The organism is Ignavibacteriota bacterium (genome assembly GCA_016707525.1).
Classification (GTDB): domain Bacteria; phylum Bacteroidota; class Ignavibacteria; order UBA10030; family UBA6906; genus JAGDMK01.
In genome coordinates, this window is record JADJHP010000017.1 from 27,393 (window position 1) to 47,247 (window position 19,855).

General features: G+C 60.9%; 12 protein-coding genes and 1 pseudogene. 9 read left to right on the forward strand and 4 right to left on the reverse strand.

Annotation, left to right across the window (positions count from 1 at the left end; all coding sequences use genetic code 11):
• Window positions 1-46: 46 nt before the first annotated feature.
• The 4 genes and pseudogenes from IPI01_20105 (at window position 47) to IPI01_20120 (ending at window position 6,405) form a co-directional block, all read left to right on the forward strand.
• Window positions 47-1,758 (forward strand): annotated as a pseudogene (locus IPI01_20105) (sodium:solute symporter family protein).
• 18 nt (window positions 1,759-1,776) lie between these two features.
• Window positions 1,777-1,989: a hypothetical protein gene (locus IPI01_20110; GenBank protein MBK7260059.1), complete on the forward strand. Its 213-nt coding sequence runs from the start codon at window positions 1,777-1,779 to the stop codon at window positions 1,987-1,989.
• Window positions 1,989-4,712 (forward strand): beta-galactosidase, encoded by a 2,724-nt coding sequence (locus IPI01_20115; GenBank protein ID MBK7260060.1) that lies wholly within the window; start codon window positions 1,989-1,991, stop codon window positions 4,710-4,712. Before IPI01_20110 ends, IPI01_20115 begins: the two co-directional genes overlap by 1 nt.
• A gap of 247 nt (window positions 4,713-4,959) precedes the next feature.
• Complete coding sequence (locus IPI01_20120; GenBank protein ID MBK7260061.1) at window positions 4,960-6,405, forward strand: alpha-L-fucosidase; 1,446 nt, start codon at window positions 4,960-4,962, stop codon at window positions 6,403-6,405.
• 73 nt (window positions 6,406-6,478) lie between these two features.
• Here IPI01_20120 and IPI01_20125 read toward each other — a convergent pair whose 3' ends face one another.
• The 3 genes from IPI01_20125 to IPI01_20135 all read right to left on the reverse strand — a co-directional run bounded on the left by IPI01_20125 (window position 6,479) and on the right by IPI01_20135 (window position 12,310).
• Complete coding sequence (locus IPI01_20125) at window positions 6,479-8,311, reverse strand: alpha-L-fucosidase (GenBank protein ID MBK7260062.1); 1,833 nt, start codon at window positions 8,309-8,311, stop codon at window positions 6,479-6,481.
• A gap of 356 nt (window positions 8,312-8,667) precedes the next feature.
• Window positions 8,668-9,543, reverse strand: coding sequence for a tetratricopeptide repeat protein (locus tag IPI01_20130; GenBank protein MBK7260063.1), 876 nt, complete (start codon window positions 9,541-9,543; stop codon window positions 8,668-8,670).
• 241 nt (window positions 9,544-9,784) lie between these two features.
• A complete protein-coding gene (locus IPI01_20135; protein MBK7260064.1) occupies window positions 9,785-12,310 on the reverse strand; it encodes a T9SS type A sorting domain-containing protein in 2,526 nt (841 codons plus the stop codon).
• Between the two features lie 333 nt (window positions 12,311-12,643).
• Here IPI01_20135 and IPI01_20140 point away from each other — a divergent pair, with 333 nt between their 5' ends.
• From IPI01_20140 to IPI01_20160, 5 genes are all read left to right on the forward strand, one after another.
• Entirely contained in the window at window positions 12,644-13,309 is a 666-nt protein-coding gene (locus tag IPI01_20140; GenBank protein MBK7260065.1) for a cobalamin-dependent protein, read from the forward strand.
• 8 nt (window positions 13,310-13,317) lie between these two features.
• Entirely contained in the window at window positions 13,318-14,340 is a 1,023-nt protein-coding gene (locus tag IPI01_20145) for a uroporphyrinogen decarboxylase (GenBank protein MBK7260066.1), read from the forward strand.
• A complete protein-coding gene (locus IPI01_20150) occupies window positions 14,306-14,941 on the forward strand; it encodes a DUF1638 domain-containing protein (protein ID MBK7260067.1) in 636 nt (211 codons plus the stop codon). The genes IPI01_20145 and IPI01_20150 overlap by 35 nt, the downstream gene beginning before the upstream one ends.
• Window positions 14,938-16,272 carry a sensor histidine kinase gene (locus IPI01_20155; protein MBK7260068.1) on the forward strand — a complete coding sequence of 445 codons (1,335 nt, stop codon included), beginning with the start codon at window positions 14,938-14,940 and terminating at the stop codon, window positions 16,270-16,272. Before IPI01_20150 ends, IPI01_20155 begins: the two co-directional genes overlap by 4 nt.
• Before the next feature lie 1,888 nt (window positions 16,273-18,160).
• Window positions 18,161-19,033: a T9SS type A sorting domain-containing protein gene (locus tag IPI01_20160; protein MBK7260069.1), complete on the forward strand. Its 873-nt coding sequence runs from the start codon at window positions 18,161-18,163 to the stop codon at window positions 19,031-19,033.
• A gap of 98 nt (window positions 19,034-19,131) precedes the next feature.
• Here IPI01_20160 and IPI01_20165 read toward each other — a convergent pair whose 3' ends face one another.
• On the reverse strand, window positions 19,132-19,704 hold the full coding sequence (locus IPI01_20165) for a DinB family protein (protein MBK7260070.1): 573 nt from the start codon (window positions 19,702-19,704) through the stop codon (window positions 19,132-19,134).
• Window positions 19,705-19,855 lie beyond the last annotated feature (151 nt).

Below are 19,855 nucleotides of genomic sequence, written 5' to 3' on the forward strand. Positions count from 1 at the left end.
GAACTCCCGCCGTTCCTGATCCATCACGCAACCCGGAGCATTCCCTATGGCCGGCGTCCACCTTGCCGCGATCGACTACATCATCCTCGCCATCTATTTCCTGTTCGTCATCGGGATCGGATGGGTACTGAAGGCAGGCATCAGAACAAGCAGCGACTTCTTCCTGTCCGGAAAGTCGTTGCCCGCGTGGGTGACCGGCCTCGCGTTCCTCTCTGCCAACCTCGGTGCACAGGAGGTCATCGGCATGGGGGCGTCGGGTGCGAAATACGGACTGATGACCGCACACTTTTACTGGGAGCGATCCCCGCGATGGTGTTCGTCGGGATATGGATGATGCCCTTCTATTATAATGCCCGCGTCCGGTCCGTCCCCGAATACCTGAAACTCCGCTTCGACGAGAAGACACGCGGATTCAACGCCATCTCCTTCGCCCTTATGACGGTCTTTTCGTCGGGCATCTCCATGTATGCTCTCGCAAAACTCTTGGGGATCCTCCTCGGCTGGGATTTCAATCTCTCCATCCTCATCTCGGCGGCGATCGTCCTTGCCTACATCTTCATGGGCGGCCTGACATCCGCCATTTACAACGAGGTCCTCCAGTTCTTTCTGATCGTCGCCGGATTCGTGCCGCTTGTGTACCTCGGGCTCCGCGACGCTGGTGGCTGGAGCGGGGTACAGGCACGGCTCGCCGGGGTGGCAACGTCACACGGGTTCCAGGCGGACGCATGGACGCGGACATGGGGTATCATGGGCTCGGCCGCTGAGAACCCCATGGGGGTGGAGTGGTTCGGCATGGGCTTCGGACTCGTTTTCGTCCTGGGGTTCGGCTACTGGTGCACCGACTTCCTCGTCGTACAGCGCGCCATGGCCGCCCGCTCGCTCACCGATGCCCGCCGCACGCCCTTGATCGCTGCCATCCCCAAGATGATGTTCCCCTTGCTGGTGATCCTCCCGGGCATGATCGCGATCGCACTCACCCATCAGGCGGGTGTGTCGGGATTCGCACTCCCGGCAAAGGACGGCAGCTACGACTATGATCTGGCAGTGCCGATGATGCTGACGCACTACCTCCCGTCCGGCGTTCTCGGGCTCGGCCTGACCGCGCTCATGGCTTCGTTCATGTCCGGCATGGCGGGAAACGTGACGGCGTTCAATACTGTCTGGACCTACGATATCTATCAGAGCTATATCAGTCCCGGACGCTCCGACAAGCACTACCTCACGGTGGGGCATCTGGCCACGGTGTTCGGGACACTGTTCAGTGTCGCGGCGGCGTATGTCACCGCGCAGTTCAACAACATCATGGATATGCTGCAGCTCGTCTTCGCGTTCGTGAATGCCCCGCTCTTCGCCGTGTTCCTTCTCGGCATGTTCTGGCGAAGGGCAACGGGACATGGAGCATTTTACGGGCTCGTCCTGGGAACGGCCGCGGCGGCGATCCACCATGGACTCACCATTCCGGTTGGCGCGACGACGCCGATCAAGGGAGGATGGCTCGGGTCCATCCTTCACACATATCCAAGCGAGATGGCCCAGAACTTCTGGACCGCTATCGCGGCCTGGGGGGTCTGCTTCCTCATGACCATCCTGATCTCGTTCGGTACGCGGCGCGAGCGGACGGATGACGAATTGCGTGGACTCGTCTATGCGTTGACCCCGCACATGAAGGAAGAAGGCCTCCCGTGGTACAAGGAACCTTCAACCCTCGGGTGGGCTGTCCTCGCGGCCGGGATGGCGTGCTATCTGGTATTCTGGTAAGAAAAAGGGAACACACACATGCGACTCGACATCCGGATCCCCATCGGCCTCCTCTTCAGCATCCTGGGGGGCATCCTGACCCTGTACGGAGCGTTCACAGACGACGCGCTGTATCAACGCTCCCTCGGGGTGAACATCAACTTCTGGTGGGGGCTCGCACTCCTGATCTTCGGCGGGTTCATGCTTGCCCTTGCCCGCCGTTCCGCACGTAACAGCACAAGGACCACGTGATGACACGCCCGATACTTCTTCTTCTCACCCTGGTTGCTCTCGGCACGACCATCCTGCATGCATCGGACCCCACACCCGCGCGTCCCGTTCCCGGATCGGTCCAGGGCGTCACCCGGTGCCGCGTCTCTCTCAACGGCACGTGGGAGTTCTCCCTTGCGCCGCCCGACTCCTTCTGGTCGGCCCCTCCCGGGACGGCGGACTGGTCACCGATCCACGTTCCCGGCGAGTGCCAGATGCAGGGATTCATGATCGAGCATGACCGCGAATACGCGTACCGCAGGGTCATCGAGATACCCCAGGACTTCACCGGCAAGAGTATTGCGGTGCGGTTCAACGGCGTGTATAGCTACGCCCGAGTCTGGGTGAACGGATCGCATGTCCGCAGTCACCACGGCGGCTTCACGACATGGGAATGCGACATTACACCGTTCGTTACCCCGGGCCGGCGGGCCACGCTGGTGGTCGGCGTCACCGATAGAGCGGATGAGATCTCCTATGCGAGCGGCTACGCACATCATCCCATCGGTGGTATCCTGCGGAGCGTTGAACTCCTTGCCCGGCCGGCAGTGCACATCTCCCTGCTGAACGTCCGGACGAGCTTCACCGCCAACAGGAAGGACGCCGTCCTCGAGATCGTCTCGGCGATCTCCGCGCCGGAGCGTGCGCTTCTCGAGTTCATGCTGGTCGCCCCCGACGGCAAACGCGTTGCGCTTCCCCGGTCGGCAACCACGTTCACGGCACCGCGCACGACCGGCGTGTACACCTCCATTGTGCGAAACCCTGTTCCATGGGACGCCGAGCATCCCGATCTTTACACGCTCGAAGCACGCCTGCGTGTGAACGGCAGCGTGGAGCAGACCATCCGGCGCCGTATCGGATTCCGGGAGGTTGTGACCGCGGGAAGAGAGTTGCTGGTGAATGGCAAACCCGTGAAACTCCGCGGGGCGTGCCGGCACGACATCCACCCGACACTGGGCCGGAGCACGACACCAGAACAGGACCTGCAGGACGTCCTCCTCGCAAAAGAAGCGAACTTCAACTTCATCCGGACATCCCACTATCCTCCGTCAACCGAATTCCTCGAATACTGCGATGAGTACGGGATCTACGTCGAGGATGAGTCGGCCGTGTGCTTTGTGAGCACACACCGGACCGGCCCGTACCAGGCACAAGGAGGGTCGCAGAACGATCCGGCATTCACGGACCGATACATCGGCCAACTGACGGAAATGGTGGGGCGCGACCGGAACCATCCTTCCGTCATCCTGTGGTCGCTGGGGAATGAGAGCACCTACGGCTCGAATTTCCAGAGATCGTTCGATACCGTCAGGACGCTGGATCCTTCGCGGCCGATCATCTTCAGCTATGCCCATACCGCTCCGGACAGCGTCTACTGCTACGATCTTCTCAGCAGCCACTATCCCTCGTGGGACCGGTGTCTGCATCCTTCCAAAACGGACAGCACCACGAAGCTCCCTGTGGTCGGCGATGAATGGATGCACGTCCCATGTTATTGCGTGCAGGATCTTCGCGACGATCCGGGCATCCATGATGCGTGGGGCGAGAGCATGAAACGCGCCTGGGAGAACAATGTCACCTCGCCGTTCAGCATCGGTGGCGCCATCTGGGGAATGATCGATGAGATCTTCCCCCTCCCCGATACGACCGTCGGCTATGGCCCCTGGGGTATCGTGGATATCTGGAGGAGGAAGAAGCCGGAGTTCTGGCACACGCGCAAAGCCTACTCGCCCATCTGCGTCAGCATGCCTGCAGCCACCGCCGTCATGCCGGGCCAGGATCTTGTGCTGCCTGTGCAGAACCGCTTCGACCACACAGACCTGCGTGAGATCACGATCACCTGTGAAAGCAGCAGGAAGACCATCACGATCCCATCGCCATCGGTCGCACCCCATGGCAGCGGACGCTTCACCATCCCCGGATCGATGACCCTGCACCTCCCGGCAACACTGATATTCACCGACCGCAGCGGCCGGGTGATCGACGAAGAAGTGATCCACCCGCACACGGCCCCGTCGGTGATCAGTGAGCGGGGGGAGGTCCTGAACGTGGACAGCACGGGTGCGGCACTTACGGTCCACGGATCAGGGTTCGCTGTCGCTTTCGACCGTGGCACGGGACTGATCCTCTCCGCCCGCTGCAACGGAGAGAAGATCATCGATGCGGGGCCGTTCATCCGCGTGATCAAGCGTGGCCCGCCGCTGAACTGGGACGTGGATACGACCTACGACATCGGGGGCGGGGTGTGGCGCACGGACGCGGTCACGGTATCCGTTTCACCTCATCGTGTCGTCGTGAAGTCGAGCGGGCGGACGGACAGCCTTTCCGCGCGCCGCGAGATCACCGTGACGTCGGCAGGAGCGATCATCACCTCCTATGAATTACTGGACCCCCCGGCGCAATGCCAGGAGGCAGGCGTGCAATTCCTTCTCAGCCCCTCCCTGGACCGGCTGCAATGGGACCGCAATGCACTCTGGTCATCCTATCCGGCCGGCCACATCGGACGCCCTCACGGGGGAGGCGATGAAGCTGGTCCGTCATGCGGAAAGCGAGACCCCGCACCGGGATCCGGCACGGCCGTGGGAGATGGATACCCGGGACCATTACCTCTTCCCATCGCGGCGCGGCATGCAGGCTTCCGGGCTGCCCGTTCCGCACGATTTCCGCTCGCGGAAGAGAGAATGTCATTCGCTATGCTCTGGTGAACGGAACTTCCGCCAACGGCGTTGAAGTGGTATCGGATGGCACGGTTGCAGCGAGGGCTTCGGTGCGTCCGGACGGCCGGCTGGATCTTCTCATCGATAACGAGTGGACATATCTCAATATGAACTGGGGAAATTACGAGCGTCCTGCACCATTGACCCGACCGTACCGGAATACCATCACCGTGCGGCTCTTCAGCCGATGACCACCAACCAGGGATCCACGCACCTTGAAAGAACCGGAGTCTCTATGAAACGACAGGCAGTGCTTCTCTTCTCGTTCATCCTCATCACCGCCGCGATCCTGCGGGCGCAGGACCGTTCGCCGTACGTGCCGGAGACCGACCCGCTTGTCGTCAAAAAGCTTGCCGCATGGCAGGGGCTGAAATTCGGATTGATGATGACATGGGGGCCCTACAGCCAGTGGGGCGTCGTGGAGTCCTGGTCGATCTGCGCCGAGGACGAACCCTGGTGCCAGCGCAACGCGCCGGACTATGTTCGGTACAAACAGGACTACGAAGGATTGAAGAAGACCTTCAACCCCGTGCAGTTCGATCCCGCGAAGTGGGCGCGCGCCGCAAAGGACGCCGGCATCCGGTACGTCGTAGGCATGGCGAAGCACCACGACGGCTTCTGTATGTTCGACACGCGGACCACGGACTACCGCATCACCGATCCCGGAACGCCGTTCTCTTCACACCCGAAGGCGAACATCCTCAAGGAGATCCTCACTGCCTTCCGTGCGGAAGGGCTATGGGCCGGCATCTATTTCTCAAAACCCGACTGGCATTCAGAGAACTACTGGTGGCCGTATTTCCCGACGCCCGACCGGAACGTGAACTATGACATCAAAAAGTATCCGGACCGGTGGAAGAGATTCGTGGGCTTCACCCACACACAGATCGAGGAACTCATGACCGGCTACGGGCCGGTCGACATCCTGTGGCTCGACGGTGGGTGGGTCCAGCCCATGACGCGTGAGGAGGTCCTCCACTACATCACGGCACCCGACTACAAGTTCAGCCATATTCAGAGTCAGGACATCTACATGCCGGAACTCGCACGCATGGCGCGCGGGCATCAGCCGGGGCTCATCGTCGTGGACCGCGCGGTCCATGGGAAGTACCAGAACTATCTGACGCCGGAGAACGTCGTGCCGGATACACTGCTCCCCTATCCCTGGGAATCCTGCATCACCGCAACGACGAGCTGGTCGTACACGTCCAAGGATCAGTACAAGTCAGGCCGTGAACTGATCCATATGCTGGTGGACATCGTCGCGAAAGGCGGAAACCTGCTGCTGAACATCGGCCCCGGGCCTGATGGCACATGGCACCAGGAGGCATACGACCGTCTGGCGGAGATCGGTGCATGGATGAAGGTCAACAGCAGCGCGATCTACGAAACACACCCGATCGCTCCGTATCGTGAAGGGGCCGTGCGGCTGACGCAGGGCAAGGATGGCGCGGTGTATGCGGTCACGCTGGCAGGAAAGGGAGAGACCATGCCGCCGGAAACGGTCCGCTTGAGTTCACTCCGTCCGGCCGCAGGGGCCAGGGTGAGCCTGCTCGGGTCCACGGCGACGCTCGCGTGGAAGAACACCGGGAAGGGGTGCGAGATAACGATCCCGGCCTCCGTGCGGGCGAAGGCGCCGTGCAAGGAAGCCTGGGTCGTCAGGATCTCACAGGTGCAGTGAATATAGATCAACGCCCCCGGGAAGCGGCAGGTATCCGCTTCCCGGGGGCGTGTTCATGTATCCTCGCGTACTCCTACCTTGCGATGATCTCGTCCACGAACAGCCAGGCCTTGCCGCCGGCACCTTTGTGTCCCGGGGGACAGACAGCAACGTTCGCCGCTCGCACTTTCAGGAACCGCGCCCCGGTGGGAGCGAACGACACGGTGAGGTCCTTCGTCATGACGCGGGGATCATCCGTTGGCTCCCCGGTCGTCTGCAACCCCGCCGGAAGGTAGTCGGTCCCATTCATCGATACCATCACTTCCACCGAACGGGGGAGGAATATCCACGAACCCTGCGCCTGTAAACACCCGACGGTAACGCTGGAGATCTTCCGTTCCTTCCCCAGATCGAGAATGGCCTCGCAATCGCTTTCTTCGAATCCCATCCACTCTGTGTCGTTCATCTCCACGGTGCCACGCATACCGTCGGTCAGCGCCTGTGCCCCGTGTCCGGGGTACTTCGTTGACGCCGCTTCCTTCAACGTCACCTTTTCCACCTGCAGCGTCCCAAAGGTATTCTCTGGCACCTCCAACAGGGGCATCCCTGAAGCCGGGCCATCCAGGTCGAATGCGATCACGGCATCATCGGGGTCAAGGCCTTGCGCGGGGAGAGGGATGGCAAGGCGTCCTTCTGTGGAACGAGAGGTCAGCGGTGCGCCGCCGAGCACCGACACCTTCGTGACCGTGCGGCCGGGGAACACCGGCAGAAAGAGAGTATCCTTCGGGGCGGTGAGCAGGTGCACAAAGACGCGATTCCCTTTGTTCGTGGACGCGATCCAGGTGCCAGGCTTGATCGGGCCACCCTTCGTCCCGTAGATGCTCTCACCGTATCTCTTCAGCCAGGTGCCCATCCCCTTCAGCCGGTCGATCTGGCGCTGTTCGATGCGGCCGTCGGGCATCGGACTGATGTTCAGGAGCAGATTGCCACCACCTCCGGCGGTTCTGGCGAGAGTATGGAGACACTCTTTCAGCGACTTGATCCTGTCGTTGGGCTTCCAGGACCACTGCGTACCGATCGTGATGCAGGATTCCCAGGGGTGGTCATTGTCGAACGACCCGACCTCCTGCTCCGGTGTGCCGAAATCGCCCGCGTAGATGTTCGAAGCGCTCATCCCCTTCGCCCCTGAACCGTGTCCTTTGTCCACTCTATTATTGATAAGGAGACCGTCCTTCAATTTCCGTGCGTACGCATACAGCTCCATACCGTCCTGATGGGTCCAGGGATCCTCCCATTGGCCGTCGAACCACAGCATCTCGGTGCCGTACTTCGTGATGAGTTCCGTGACCTGGTTGCGGAGATACGCGCGGTACCGGTTCATATCTGCAGAGGCGATCGGTTTCGGATCGCCGCCATAGGCAACGGGGTAATCCGGATGGTGCCAGTCGAGGATGGAATGGTACGTACAAAACATCACTCCCTGCTTTCGAGAGGCATCGGCGAGTTCGGCCACCACATCCCGACGGAAGGGTGTGGACATGATGTCGTAGGTCGTGTATTTCGAGTCCCACAGACAGAAGCCGTCGTGGTGTTTGCTCGTGATGACCAGGTACTTCATGCCCGCCGCTTTCGCGAGTCCGGCCCACTCCTGCGCATTGAAGAGGACGGGATTGAACTCCTTGTAGAGGCCATCGTAATCCTCGATCCTGACCTGCGGACCGCGCGACCATCCGATCTCGGCACCGCGCAGGGTGATCGGCCCCCAGTGGATGAACATCCCGAAGCGCATCTCCTGCCACCGTTTCAGCGACGCGGCATTGGTTGTAAGATCGGGGTGGGCCTCACCGCCACCATTCTGTTGGGCGGACAGGAAGGGACCGCACGTTGCGAGCATGATAACGAGAACGGCGGTTCTGAGGATCGACATGCGTTACCTCTTCGGGATACGTTCGTGGAAAGACTGCGTACGGTGAATGTTCACTTCAATCTAGTGCCGCGGCCCTGCAATGTCAACGGTGATTTGCCTTCAGTGCATGGATGGCAGGCGTTCAGGATCCCTGGGCCACAAACCCCTCCTCTGGAGTGGTTTGGTCAATCCTTCCATTACCGATCGGGGGCACGGGAGTAACACAAGTTGGCATCTCCGGACGGGAGATCTGACATCGATCGGCGTCCTGACGATGATGTCGCAAATGCACTGACTCTAGCAGGGCGTGGTAGAATATTCGGGTGAGCATCCCAAGGGGGGAGACGATGAAGCAGGAGGTTTCCGGGCGGACCCGATCATGGCCTGCCACAGTGCAGCTCGAGCCGCCCCCGCGCATCGGCTACGCCAAGCAGTGCACTCCGCCGCCACGCAGTACATGCCGCACCACGACGGCCGAGCTCCAACCGGCAGTCACCGAGCATGAACCACGCTTCCCCATCCGTGCTGTCGGCGGCGACGAGGGTTTCCAGGACCGAGACGGTCTCGTTCAGCCGCCCGGCGGCACGGAACGACAGAGCCTTATTATAGAGCAACCACAAACACGTGTCGCATGCACTCGATGCATCGTCATAGTCCTTCACCGCCTCTTCATACTTGCCCAGAGCGTGGAAAAGGTTGCCACGCTCCGTCAGCGACTGTACATCCGCCGCGTCGCATTGCAATGCAAGCGTAAGGTCGATGTATGCCTCTACATGCCTGCCCGATAACCTCCAGAGTATCCCCCTCTCGCATCGGGCCCTCACATCACAGGGGTCGCGCTCGAGGAGCCCGGTCAACTCCTCCAACTGCAGCACTGCAAGCGCGTTGATCCAGGTCCGGCGGAACGGACGTTCATAGGTCCATGTCCCCTCTTCCCGCCGGGCATGCTCGATCTGCATCTCCCTGACCCTGAATCGCATCCATCGGGCATCACGGTCGTCGTCGTATCGCGTGATCGTACTATCCAGATCGTTCATTGCACCCGCGAGATCCTGACGGGCCGTCCGTGCAAGCGCACGGTTATACCATCCGTCAGGATCCCGGGGTTCATGCGCAAGGTAGATGGTGAAGAGGCTCTCCGCGCGCATGAACGCTCCCTGCCGGTACGAGTCTTCTGCCCGGGCAAAGAGCATTTGATCCGCCGTCCTGCATCCGGAGATGAGGATCGATGCAGACACGACCGAGAGGATCACTGCCCCTCTGCGCGCAGAGCGCGCTACCCGTACGGCCTTGATTCCCCATTCCCGGATCATCTGTCCATCAAAGTGAGTGCATCTCAAAACTACGATTCCTGCTCACAATCCACAACTCTCTGAGCAGCGCATGCGCACTATGCGCCAGATGATCCCATATACCATCCTTGAAACGGAGATATCGCTCATCCACGCTCTTGTGACCACCCCCGGACACGCGCAGGTGGAGAATCCTCTCACCCTAATGGATGAGGAGAAGTTTGCGGGCCTGGATGAAGGTGCCCGCTTCGAGCCGACAGAGGTAGACGCCACTGGCGAGGCCAAGCGCATCAAACCGGTCCTCGTAATACCCCGCCGCCATCTCTTCCGACCTCAGGACGGCCACTTCCTGACCGAGCGCGGAATAGACCACCAACCGTACCTGCGCGCGTTCAGGCATCCCATAGCGGATCAGCGTCGATGGATTGAACGGATTCGGATGATTCTGATCAAGGAAGTAGACATCGGGAACGCCCGGCGTTGACCCCACCGTGCTGAGCACCGCCGAGAACTTCCACGGAACGCAGTAGGCGGATGTGCCTGCAACATTCTTCGCGCGCACACGCCAGTAGTATGTCCCCGCACCCGTCAGCGTAACAGCCTTCGCTGTATCTGCCAGCGTCGAATCGTCGAACACGGGCGATGCGAACGTGGACGATGTCGCTATCTGGAGATGATAGGTCTCCGCACCCGCCACCCTGTTCCAGATGCATACCGGATCCTGCGGCACACCCGCCGCCAGGTTGGACGGGAAGACGAGGACAGGCATCGTTGGAGCGGCCGGCCATGCAGGACGGCGATAGACGCCCCGGCCCCATGTCCCGGCGTAGATGCTACCATCGGGGTGTATCGCTATGGAGGTAATGTCCGCGATCGGCAACCCGGAGTTCAAACGGTACCACGGGGAGGTGCCGTGGGTCGCAGACATCCAGACGTAGTCTGCTGTTGCCACGTACACATGCCCCTCGCTGTTGGTCGCGATCGCCTGGACCTTCGTGGACGGAAAACCGGAAGCCACGGCCCACGTGCTTCCGTTGTTCGTCGATCGGTACAGGCCGGTCCCGGTCCCTGCGAATATCCTGCCGGAAAGATCGGTCGCAAGTGCATACACGTCCAGGTCCGCCAGGCCGCCCGACGCAACGGCCCAGGTCGTCCCTCGCGTCGCAGACCGGAACACGCCGAAGTCGCCCGTACCTGCGAAGAGCGTATCCTGCGCGTTCCTGGCCAGCGCAAATACGGTCTTCCCCGAGAGCGGTCCGGCCAATGCGGAGTAGGTCCCGCCCGAGAATTTTGCGAACGCCCGCCCGTTGCTCGTGGGAAGCCCCGCAAGATACGTGGTGTCGCCCGCCCCGACCGTCACCGCATAAGGCAGGATCTTCGCCTGTGATGGAGGCGCGCTTGGCGCTCCCCCGGAATAGCCGGCGCGGGCCTCCTGCACGTCCGTCCAGTCATTCGAGGTCGTCGCAACGTTGCCCCAGCACGTTTCATAGGATGCGCCACCGGCTGTGAACCCTAACCCCTCTGCTACAGAAGCCAGGAACCCATCGGACCCTTCACCCATCGACCACACGTATTGTGGCGGGAACGATGCATGCCATGCCGCACTCGTGCGCTGCACCCATGATCCGGGATCGCTTTCTCTCCGCCAGATGCCCATCTGGGTGCCGGCATAGAGTGCCCCATCCCGCGTGCAAAGCAACGAAGGAACGAAGCTGTTCCGCAGGTCATCCGTGACATCGGTCCACCCCCGGCCCGACGCACGAAGGAGACGGCCCGCCGATGCGGCCATGAACAACGTTGTGCCGTCCGGACAGTAGACACTCCTCGCGCCATAACTGGCAGCAGCTGCAGTCGTCCAGGTGACCCCGTTGTTCGTCGACCGAACAAGGCTGCCATCGTTCTCGACCGCATACACATACCCATTGGCGAGGAATGCGAATCCCCGGCCCGTGAAACTCGAATCAAGCACGGTGTAACCCGTTCCATCAGTCTTTACACGTACCAACCTGTTAGGGGATTCAATGCCGAAGATGTAACCTCCCTTCGTGATAGCAAGATCCGAGAGCGAGGTATTCGCAATGAATGTGGTCCAGGATGTTCCTGAGGTCGTGGATTTGTAGGTCGCCTTTGTTCCGGAATCATCGCTTAAGCCAAGGTACAAGGCGCCGGAGGAGTCCATGGCCAGATTCCGGACCCAGGGATGGCCGACATACCCGGGGATCTTCTGCTCCCACGATGTGCCTCCATTCGTTGACCTCATATACCACGCGCCAACATCGGACGTGTAGCGTCTGCGCCAGATGTTCCCATTCGAATCGACCAGCAGGGCGGAGATCTCGACCGTGTCGATCACCGTCCAGCCCGCTCCTGCATTCGTGGATCGGTACAGATAGCCCGTTGCCGGTTCCAGGATCGGAGAATGGCTCCCCTGATACGGCCTCCCGTACGTCAGCGCCAGAAGGTCTCCGTCCGGTTCGACCGCCATGAGTTGGACGTTCTGTTCCTGAAGCCCGCTTGCCGAACGTTTCCAGTTGATACCGTCCACCGAGCGATAGACACCCGACGCATCGGTGCCGAGATACATCTCGCCCTCCTCCGTACACACGAAGCATTGAACCTGACCGGCCAGTGGTCCGCCGGTGTATGTCCAGGGCACCGACACCTGACAGGCGGCGTCGGGAGAGAACAGAATGACTATCAGACAGGCAACGACAAGTGATGTGCGCATGGACCGTGCCCCTTCGGCGATGTGGAACAGGTCTGTTGGGATGAATGATGCCGTGGTTCGCTACCGGACAGAGTGTGCATGAATGCACATGCGTGCGGCGTCCTCGTAAGCGTTCCAGAGGACGACCGTGCCGCAAAGTACCTTTTCCACCCCCCCCCTGTCAAGCCCACAGACATCGTCATTTTGTTCTATTTTTGGGGCAGCCACGTGGCCATGAATATACTCCGTGCACGGGGTGGGGACTCCGGTTTCTTTGAAATCTGCGTCAATAGAGCAGGGTCTCCGATGGCGTGATTTTTGCTCCAAATTCAGCAGGATCTCGCACGGCACCCAATGATCGATCACGTACTTACTGCGTTCAACGAGGCTATCTTCGACACGGACCGGCAGCGCGCGCTGCGGGTCATCCACGAAGCCGAGCAGGACGGCATCCTCCCCGAAGATATCGTCTTCAAGGTCGTCGTCCCCTCGATCCACATCATGATGAAGTCCACCAGCGAACGGCGGACTCCGAGCATCGCCCAACATTTTGTGGCCGCGCAGATCGCCTCCGAGGTCACCGAAAGCATGGTGGGCAAGTTCGCCCGGTCACCTGAGATCATCGGCCGCGTCGTCATCGGTACTTCTGTTGGCGACATGCACGGACTCGGGAAACGCATCGTGAGCGGGTGCCTCAAAGCGCTGATGATCGAAGTGATCGATCTCGGGCTGAATGTCCAGGCCGAACGCTTCGTAGAAGAAGCGATCGCGCACAACGCCGATGTGATCGGCGTGTCATCCATGATGGTGCACACGGCGCGCGGACCGTCCGCGGCGCCCGGGGTCCGCACACTCCTGAGAGACCGCGCCCTCGAACAGCGCATCAAACTTGTCGTCGGCGGTGCTCCCTACCGCTTCGATCATGATCTCTATCGCACTGTCGGAGCAGACGCGTGGGCCGAGGACGGCATCGTCGCAGGTACCGTGATCAGCGCACTGATCAAAGAGGTCCGCCAGTGAATACGTCGATGGAACGGCTCGTTGCGGCGATCAATGGAACTCCGGCGGACAGGATCCCCGTGTTCTGCAACCTGCTCGACCAGGGAGCGAAAGAGCTCGGACTCGACCTTGAATCGTACTACACCAGCGGCGAGCATGTCGCCGAAGCACAGCTCCGCATGCTCCGGAAGTATGGACATGACAACGTCTGGAGCCTCTTCTATGTCGGCAAAGAGGCGGAACTGCTCGGATGCAAGAAGATCCTGTTCGCCCGGGAAGGACCGCCCAATGTGATGGACTTCGTCATCCGTACCCTGGATGATATCGACACCCTGGAGGTGCCCGAACGGCTGGAGGATCATCCGGCGTTCACCGAACAATCCCGGTGCCTTGCCATCCTGCGGAACGAGGTCGGCGGGAAGGTGCCGATCTGTTCGTACATCTCGTCGTCCATGACGATCCCCGCGATGCTCATGGGGATGGAACGCTGGCTCGAATTGCTGCTCCTTGGCCCCGAGGAGAAGCGCGACCTGCTCCTCGCAACGTGCCACGAGTTCTTCGTTCGCGAGGTCCGCGCCTGCCGTGCGGCGGGGGCGGATGTCATCGTGTACGCAAACCCCTTCGGGTCCACGGATTTCGTGCCGATGAGCATCTTCACCTCCCTTTCCCTGCCGTGGATCATGCGCGATATCCAGGCCATCGGTCCGGACGGGGTCGTGTACTACTGTGGCATGGCACGGATGAACGACGTCATCGGCGTTGTCCGCGAACGGACCGGGCTCGGCACGTACTATGTGAGTCCGCTGGACGACCTCGCATCGGCGAAACAGATCATCGGCACGCAGGGGCTGACCTGCGGGGTCATCAACGATATCAGATTGATCGAATGGTCTCCTGCAGAGATCCGGCAGGAGGTGAAACGCATGATGGAGGCAGGGATGCCCGGAGGACATTTCCTGTTCGGCACCGGCGTCATGCCCTACTGTATCCCGGAAGAGAACATCAGGACCATGCTCAATGCAGCATACGAATACGGACGGTGGCTCCAGTAGCGCACCTGCGCAGGAGCTGACCTTCCTCATAGGCTGCGGGATCCTGGCCCGGGAGATCCGATCCCTGATCAGGAAAAATCATTGGCCCCTCGAACCCATCCTGCTCGACCCGGACCTGCACAACGATTTCTGCTCGCTTGAGAGGGCGCTCGCATCCTCCCTCACCGCGCATCGATCCGACAGCACGGTCGTCTTCTATGGCTGCTGCCACCCCAGGATCGACGATATCGTGGCCGGGGCACAGACGGTGCGCACCCAGGGACAGAACTGCATCGAGATGCTGCTCGGCCACGACGTGTTCAGCAGGGAAGTGGAACAGGGGGCCTATTTCCTGATGGAAGCATGGGCACGCAACTGGCACCGCGTGATCGCCAATGCATTTGGCACCACGACGCCAGATGTCATCCGATCCATTTTCAACGAGGACCGCCGGTACCTCCTGGCGCTCCGGACCCCCTGCACCGGCGACTTCACCGGGGCGGCCGAAGAAGCAGGGCGCGTTGCCGGCCTGCCGGTCAGATGGATGGACGTCTCCCTCGACGCTCTGGAAGACACGCTCCGTACCGCCATCGTGCTCCGATCATCGGCGAATGTCCCATGAACGGGGAGATCGCCACGGACCGCGACGTTGCTGCACTCGAAGAACGCGTGCGCAAACTTGCCGGCGAGAAGTCATCCCTCGAACTCGTGATCAGCCTGATGAACCGGATGAGTGAAGCGCCAGGACTCGACACCACCATCCAGAACATGCTCCATGCCCTGGCCGATGTGATCGGCGGACTCGACCTCATCCTCTACTACATGCGGGAGGGCGAGATCCATTCCGCCGACATCAATGGCAGTGCGCGCCACGACACGTCCATCGCCGATCCCCTGGTCCAGCGCGTGTTCACATCGCGGCAACCCGAAGAGATCGAGCAACCGTTCGAGGACACCAGGATGACCACCGAAGAGTTCGCGAGTGCGTATACCTGGGCCGTACCCCTTCTGGTGGGAGAGGAACTCATCGGGGTCTTCAAGATCGAATGCCTGCACATCAGTCTGGGCGACATGCCACGCGAACTCTCCACCTTCTTTGCGTACGCTGCGATGGTACTGAAGAACGCGATCCTTGGGCACTCGCGCCTGCAACACGCCTACACGGCGCTGTCGGCGGAGGTGAAGGTCCGGAAGCAAGCAGAGGAACAGCTCCTTGATCTGAACAGGGAACTGGAGGCACGCGTCCTCGCACGCACCGCGCAATTGCAGCGGGCGAACGAACACGTGCGCGCGAGTGAGGAGGGGATCCGCCGTTCCCTGCGGGAAAAGGAGATCATGCTGAAGGAGATCCACCATCGGGTCAAGAACAACCTCCAGATCATCTCGAGCCTTCTGAGCCTGCAATCCGGCCGATACCGCGACCAGGAGATCCTCCGCGCGTTCGACGAGAGCCAGAGGCGTGTCCGCACGATGGCCATGGTGCACGAACAACTCTACCGGTCGGAGAACTTTGCCAGCATCGAGTTCGGCGAAAACCTCAAAAGGATCACCCGGGAACTGGTCTCGGCCTACGGCAGGGTGGGCATCCAACTCTCTCTGGACATCGAGCCGGTCACTCTGGCGATCGACAATGCGATCCCCTGCGGACTGATTGCGAACGAGCTCCTGTCGAATGCCCTGAAGCACGCGTTCCCCGCAGACCGTCGTGGAACGGTGTCGATCAGCCTGCATATGATCGATCCCTCGCATGCGCGCCTGATCGTCAGCGACGATGGGGTGGGCCTCCCCGAAGGAAAACGCGGCTGCGAGCACCCTACGACCCTCGGCATGACGCTGGTAACATCGCTGGCCGAGCAGATCGATGGATCGCTGACCTGCGCCACCGGTGCGGGCTGTACCTTTTCCCTCGATATCCCCCTCCCGCCCGCCGATCCGGCGCACGTGCCTCCTTGATTGTGGACCGTCGCCGAAGTACCTTGCATGATCGCCTTTCCACATTTCTGAAGGAAGGATCCTGACCCTGTGCGAACTTCGCTCCTGTGTGCTTTCCTGTGTCTCTCTGCCTTCATCGCCCGCGGGGCCTTCCTGCGCGATGTGCCGGTGACCGTTCGTCAACCCGATGGAACGGTTCTCCCATGCTACGCATCGGGAGACGAGTTCTACAACTGGCTGCACGACCGGCAGGGATTCACGATCGTTCAGGACCCGGCGACCGGGATGTACGTCTATGCACAACGGAGTGGCGACCGGCTGATCAGCACCCGTGTGGTCGCCGGACACGAGGATCCAGGGTCTGCCGGCCTCACGCCATACGCCACGATCTCTGCTGCTGCCGCTGCTCAGATCCGCGCCGCGATGCCGTGGTATGAACCTCCCGCACGGGCGCTGGCACCACGGACCGGCGTCCTCAACAATGTGGTCATCTTCATCCGCTTCAGTGATGATGCCGAGTTCACCGACCCGCCGTCGAAATATGACAATGCCTTCAACGTCACCACCCCGGGCGTGAATTCGATGTACAACTACTTCAAAGAGGTGTCCTACGGACGGCTCGAGGTGTTCACGACGTTCTATCCGCTGAACATCGGTGCCACCGTGCTGAGCTATCAGGATATCCAGCCGCGCGCGTATTTTCTCCCCTACAGCGCAACCAACACCGGCGGCTATGTGAACGACCAGTACACCCGTGAACGGGAATTGCTCGTCCGTGCGGCCGCCTCGGTGTCGGCACAGATCCCGACCGGGCTGGTGGTGGACGGCGATAACGATGGGTACGCCGACAATGTCTGCTTCATCGTAAGGGGCACGCCGTCCGCATGGGCGACACTCCTCTGGCCCCACATGTCCTCGATGGGAAGTTCCGGGCCAACGCTTGGCGGGAAGAAGATCGGCGCATACAACTTTCAGATCGAATCCATGGCCGGGGTCAATGTGCTGTCGCATGAGATGATGCACACCCTCGGCGCACCCGATACGTACCGGTATGCCTCCCCGGACGCCGTAGCCCCGACCGGTGCCTGGGACATCATGGCATCCACATCGAACCCGCCCCAGCATTCCGGAGCGTACCTCCGGTACCGGTATATGACGTGGATCTCGTCCCTCCCGAAGATCACCACCTCAGGACGCTATGCATTGCATCCCGTGAGTTCGCCGACCAACAACTGCTACCGCATCGACTCGCCGAACCCGGGAGAATTCTTCGTCCTCGAATACCGAAAGAAGACTTCCATTTTTGAGAACTCCCTCCCCGGACAGGGCCTTCTCGTCTACCGGATCGACAGCCTCATTTCCGGCAATGCGAACGGCCCGCCCGATGGGATCTACATCTACCGCCCCGGGGGCAACCCGACCACGAGCTGGCCTCCGAACGGCAGCCTGAATCAGGCGGCATTCAATGCGAGCGGACGTACGGCGATCAACGATACCACCGACCCGGCGTGCGTGCTCACCTCCGGGGCGCGAGGGAATCTGGACATCTCGGATGTCAGTGCGATCGGCGATAGCATTGCGTTCACGGTGACGATCACGGAGAAGAAACCGGAGTGGACACTTTCACGGCTCTCACCCGCCAATGAGGTGAACGACATCGCATTCCCGCAAGCACAATCCGGATGGGCCACAGGTTCGTCCATCCTGTTCCGTTCGACGAACAGCGGAGGCACGTGGGTCAACCTCCCTAACCGGCCGGTTGCCACACTCTACGGTGTCACCGCGGTCGACAATATGCGCGCATGGGCGGTAGGATCCACCGCAGTGTACCGGACAACCGATGGCGGGTCATCGTGGGAACACCACCTTCCTGACCATTCCCGGTGGCGGACGCCTCTATGCCATTTCCATGCTCTCAGCTTCGACCGGCTGGGTTTCCGGCGCAGGAGGCACGCTCTACAAGACAACGAATGGTGGGAACAACTGGACGCTCGTCATCACCGGAACGCCCCGGATACTCCGCGCTTTCCACTTCCGCGATGAAGCCCATGGCTGGGCGGTGGGTGATGGAGGCACGGTGGCATCAACATCGGACAGTGGCTCGAGTTGGTCCGTTGCGACGTTCACCGACACACTCGCGTTCAACGGGGTGGCGTTCGCAGATTCACTCACCGGGGTGATCGTCGGAAGGTACGGGCGGGTGTACCGCACGACCAATGGTGGCGCACTCTGGACGATCCAGAGCATCCCGACACGTTCTCACCTGAATGCCGTTGCATTCCATGGCCGCGATTCAGGATGGATCGCCGGAGACAATGGCACGATCCTGCAGACGACCGATGGGGGCACCGCGTGGAGGGGAACCGTCAGCGGCACGATGGTGAACCTCCGGTGCATCGCACCTACGGATGCCCGCATCCAGTGGATCGCAGGGAGTTCCGGGACCATCCTCCGAACGCCGGCGGCAACAACAGGGATCGATCCTGATGACGTGGCAGCGCAACCTCTCATGATCTCCCTCGCGCAGAATTACCCGAATCCCTTCAACCCGGCCACCACGATCTCCTATGCGGTGCCCCGTAGCACCCACGGGCCGGGGATGGTCGAGCTGAAGGTGTACGATCTGCTCGGACGGGAAGTGGCAACGCTGGTCCACCAGCCACAGGGTCCGGGCGAGTACACCGTCCCATTCCATGCGACCGGCCTTGCAAGTGGCGTCTATGTGTACCGGCTGGCGATCGACGGCACCACAGCGGCGCGAACAATGCTCCTCATGAAGTAAGTGCGCAGGGTCGTCTCTGAAGTGTGAATGCCGCAGAGCCGCGGATCATCCCCGCGACTGTACGGCATTCCTACCTCTCGGCCCCAATGACAGTGTGGTTACTTCCCTTTTCCCTGGGCATCACGTGCCGCGGTCCACGGCGGGACAACACCGGCCATGCGGGCGTAGGCGATCGACTGTCCGAGATGCTCGTGCTGATGTGAGAGTATCAGCATGAAGAGCGATCGCACGGTCATCGGATTCCCGAAGAACTCCACGGATTTTTCGAGGTCTGCATCGGAGAGTTCCTTGACCGAGGCTTTCAGGAATTCGAATGATCGGACCAATCGTTCCGAAAGCTCCTTCTTCCCGGTCAGCGTCTTCTCCCACTTCTCTGCATCCGCAGGACCCGTGATCGTGATGTCTTCCGGCAACTTGATGCCCGCGATCTGTGCCATCATGAAGTTGGCGAATGCGAGGTGGGCATAGACCTCACTGACGGAGCGGACACCCTTCGCCGGGCGCCAGGAGAATTTCTTGTCCGGAACCGTATTCTCGAGATCCATGATCTCCTTCTGCACATATTCAATGTGGTGGAGAAGGTCCGTCTGGAATCCACTCCCTGCGAATGCTGAAGAGAGCATTGCCACAGAGAGGAGACAAGGAACAAGCAAGAGTCGGAGTGTGCGCATACGCGGGTCCTTTGGAAGAGTGGGACAGCAGTACGTTTCGGCCATACGCTTACCTGCAGCAGGATGGGCATGCAGCCGGTGTGACATGAATAAGGAGAGCATACTCCAGAACAGGGGGAAGTCCCACATTGTTCCTTCCCCGGCGCGAATC